At 47.6% G+C, this 3358-nt stretch carries 3 protein-coding genes; all 3 read left to right on the top strand.

Annotation, left to right across the window (positions count from 1 at the left end; translation table 11 throughout):
* Positions 1-307: 307 nt before the first annotated feature.
* Positions 308-670: a BlaI/MecI/CopY family transcriptional regulator gene (locus ACZ25G_RS03740; RefSeq protein ID WP_191482539.1), complete on the top strand. Its 363-nt coding sequence runs from the start codon at positions 308-310 to the stop codon at positions 668-670.
* 14 nt (positions 671-684) lie between these two features.
* Positions 685-3009 carry a M56 family metallopeptidase gene (locus tag ACZ25G_RS03735; RefSeq protein WP_463681590.1) on the top strand — a complete coding sequence of 775 codons (2325 nt, stop codon included), beginning with the start codon at positions 685-687 and terminating at the stop codon, positions 3007-3009.
* Between the two features lie 196 nt (positions 3010-3205).
* Positions 3206-3358, top strand: a 153-nt coding sequence (locus ACZ25G_RS03730) for an ATP-binding cassette domain-containing protein (protein ID WP_463681591.1), incomplete at its 3' end; no start/stop codon positions are given.

The following is a 3358-nucleotide window of genomic DNA, read 5'->3' as shown; positions in this document are numbered from 1 at the left end:
ACAGGAACATCCTAACATACTGCCGATGCCCTCCGGTAGTCGGATTACCGGCCGGTTGGCTTAGGCAGACTAACAATGATCCCCTTTTGTGGGGTTTAAAATAGACATAAAAAGACCGTGGATCATATCCACGGCCTTTTTTGTTGGCTATTTTGCCAATTAAAAAGCTTCAACTTTATCATGCTGGGAATAAAATTGATCAATCTTTACCCAAAATCTTTCACCGTAATTTTGGGAAAAGACTTGACATTATAAGCCTACGATGGTAGTCTAAAGATGACGACATATGTAGACTGGAGGGAAAGATGTGGACAAAATTAAGATTGGCGATGGCGAGATTAAAATTATGGAATACATCTGGAATAGAGATTCCATAAAGGCTGGAGAAATTGTTCAGCTGGCACAAAAAGACCATGGTTGGAGCAAGAATACCACCTATACCATGCTCAAACGTTTGGTAGAAAAGGGGATGATCCAGCGTCGGGATCCAGGCTTCCACTGCTATGCACTGGTGAGCAGGGAACAGGTGCAGCAGGAGGAGACAAGATCCCTCATCGACAAGGTTTATAACGGTTCCCGAAGGCTGTTTTTGGCATCGTTTCTCTCAAGGGAAAAATTGACCCAGGACGAAATTGACGAAATTGAGAAGATTATAGAGGCTAATAAGTAGTAGGAGGAGAGCATATGGAGAGCTTGTTTTTTACTGTGCTCAATATGAGCATTACCGCCTCCATTGTTATTGCGGTAGTATTAATTCTACGCCTTCTTTTTTCAAAAAAGATGCCCAAATGGCTGAACTTTGCCATATGGGGGATTGTGCTTTTGCGTTTGTTGGTACCGTTTTCCATCCCCTCGCCGGTGAGTATTTTTAACGTTGTGCCCCAAAGTCAGGAGACTATGTCCACAGCTGAGGTAGGGGAGCGGGTCAATCGAATGGAGTTTGTCTACCAGCCATTTACGCAGCAACATCCTCAGGCGGAGGAAGCCTCGCAAAACGACGCTTCTGTTCCGCAGCAGGGCCAAGCTTCACCAGATAGGCAGCCAGCGTCTGTTAGCTGGAGCGAAATTGTTGCCGGTGTGTGGTTGGCAGGAGTTGTGCTTCTGTTGGCCTTGAGTGGATTGTTTTATGTCAGGGTGAAAAGACAGCTGAAAACAGCAACCGTCATCCGCAATCATCCTGTGCTCAATGAGTGCATTCGGACAGTAGGAATCCGCCGTCCGGTCAAGATTTATCAGTCCCCCATGTTTTCCACCCCGGTGGTGAGCGGAATTTGGAGGCCGAAGATCATTCTACCCGCTTACTTTGACATCAGGGATGAGGAAGTGCTCTACCATGTCATGATCCACGAGCTTGTCCATATCAAACGGTGGGATATGCTGACCAAAATGATTTCCATGATCGCCGTGTGCATCCACTGGTTTAACCCTTTGGTCTGGTTGGCCTTTTACCTCAGCGATAAAGACATGGAAAGCGCTTGTGATGAAAGGGTCTTGACCTTTTCATCGATGGATATCCGCGGCGATTATGCCAGATCCCTCCTCACTGTAGCCATCCGCCAGCAGCGGCTGCCCATTTCCTCCGGGCTTGTAGCCTTTGGAGAAAGTAATGTGAAAACTCGGGTAAAGGCTATAATGAAGTACCATCGAACAACGTCTGTTGTGGTTGCGGCGGCGGTTGTTGTAGTGATTGCCGTTGGATGTACTTTACTGAGCAATGCTGTTCCGCAGCAGACAGAAGATACGAATATATCAGAGAGCCAAGCCCCACCTTCGATCACGTCTCAGCCCCAGCAGTCCGAACAGTCGGGGGAATCTGCTCCAGTGACTACTGACCCCGCTCCTGCAGAGACAGAGCCGGATATAACGAATACACCGGAAGAGATGGATTATTCGGATTATCTTAAAGAATATGTGCTGTATTTGGATTTTAACGGTAATATGGCTCCATTTTCCTCTCCCACAGAGATTTCGCCAGATGACTATTTTCTCTATGCCATTGGGAAAAATTACAATATCTTTATTGGGAAACGGAGTATGGCGGAGGCCTACGGGGAAGAGTTTGCACCTATTGAGCGTCCGGAATCCTATTACGATGAAAATTATGGCTATGTCTATCCCCAGGAGGAAATTGAAGATACGGTAAGGGAGCATTTTGACGTACCGGTAGAATACATGAGGACAGCTATGTCCTATCTGCCGGAAAGGGAAGGATATGCATTTCCGGCCGGTCCCGGGTTTGGCATTGATACAGAACCCATTGTCACCGGCGTGGAGCAGCAGAACGACTTGCTTTTTATCACCTATAAAGTGATGACCGTTCCGTGGGAAACGGTGGACGGAGACGGGATTGTCACCCAACACCCCGCGGAGTATATTATGACCAAAAGGCTGACCGTCCAGCTGACAGAGGATGGATTCCAGTATATCTCTCTAGAAGAAGCCGAGCCGGATGTGGAATCCATTGCTACGGTTTTGGTGCAAAACTATATTTCTCGCTACGAGGTAGTGTGCGGCGGAGCCCCCTTTGCAGACGGAAGCACCGTCGACATAAGATATGCTTACAATTATGCTATTGATAAGCTATTGGCCAATGGTGCGGCCAAAGAGTATGCGGTGTATACTGATGAGGTGAGGCCAAGCGGTTCACAAGTCTGGAGCTATTGTGAAATTCCGGCAGAGCGGGTATATGAGATAGCAAATGAGGAATTCGGCATCCCAGCAGAGGCATGGAACGCGGTGGATTATGCGGAATACGATGAGAGCCAAGATGCTTTTAATATTGGTCGTAGCCAGCCCTTGGATACAGATGGTACCTTCCTTCTAGAAGATGCCAAGGATCTAGGAGACGATCTGGTGGAAGTCACGGTAGCACGAAAAAGCAAAGACAAAGTCGTCAGCAGAAATATTTATACTTTCCAGGTGTCCACAGATAGTGTCGCTGAGAATGCTTATCTGTCAAATTATACGATTACTGGACAGTTTGTCTCCTGCCGGCCGGCCTCAGCGTAGCTACTGTAGCGAAGCAGTTGGGCAGTGTGGTTCCAATAGAAATTGCCGCTAGTCCGTCGAAACCCAATATTGCAATGAAAGAGAGGGGGAGCTTGAAGGCTCCCCTCTTTTTTGGAGAAATGCATAAATTTCCTTTGATTTCACAGCATTATATGCTACTATTACTCTAGAACCATCCAGGAGAGGAGGTAAGCTTATGCGCGCCATTGTAACACAGGGCCTCACCAAGAACTATGGCAGGCACCGAGGCATTTCCAACGTAGATCTTGAGGTACAGGAAGGGGAGCGCTTTGGCTTTATCGGCCCGAATGGAGCAGGAAAATCCACCACCATCAAGCTTTTGCTGGGC

This window comes from Zongyangia sp., assembly GCF_965361945.1.
Note: the sequence above shows the minus strand (reverse complement) of the source record. Positions and strands in the feature narration are given on the sequence as shown.